Source organism: Mycobacterium sp. KBS0706 (assembly GCF_005938675.2).
In the GTDB taxonomy this organism is placed as follows: Bacteria; Pseudomonadota; Alphaproteobacteria; order DSM-16000; family Inquilinaceae; genus Inquilinus.
In genome coordinates, this window is sequence record NZ_VCCH02000349.1 from 1 (window position 1) to 489 (window position 489).

The window sequence follows — 489 nt, forward strand, 5'->3', positions numbered from 1 at the left end:
GCTGGACCGGAGGGCGCTGGAGCAGGCGCTGGGGGATGTGGTGGCGCGTCACGAGAGCCTGCGGACGGTGTTCGCGGAGGAGGGGGGCGTGCCGTGGCAGGAGGTGCTGGAGAGCGCGGATCCGGTGCTGACGGTGAGGGCGGCGACGGAGGGCGAGGTCCGGGATCTGGTGAGGGCTGGGGCACGTCACGAGTTCGACCTGGAGCATGAGCCGCCGTTGCGGGCGGAGCTGTTCAAGCTGGGGGATCGGGAGCATGTGCTGCTGCTGACGGTGCACCACATTGCCGGTGACGGGTCGTCGCTGGCGCCGCTGGCGCGGGACCTTGGCCGGGCATATGGGGCGCGGCGCCAGGGTGCGGCGCCGGGGTGGCCGGAGCTGCCGGTGCAGTATGCGGACTATACGCTGTGGCAGCGTGAGGTCCTGGGAGAGGAGACGGATCCCGGGAGCGAGATGTCGGGGCAGCTGCGGCACTGGCGCGAGGCGCTGAG

General features: G+C 72.0%; 1 protein-coding gene. It reads left to right on the forward strand.

Annotated features, from left to right (window positions below):
* Window positions 1–489 (forward strand): condensation domain-containing protein (locus FFK22_RS42215; RefSeq protein WP_143957044.1); only part of this gene is annotated, 489 nt, incomplete at both ends.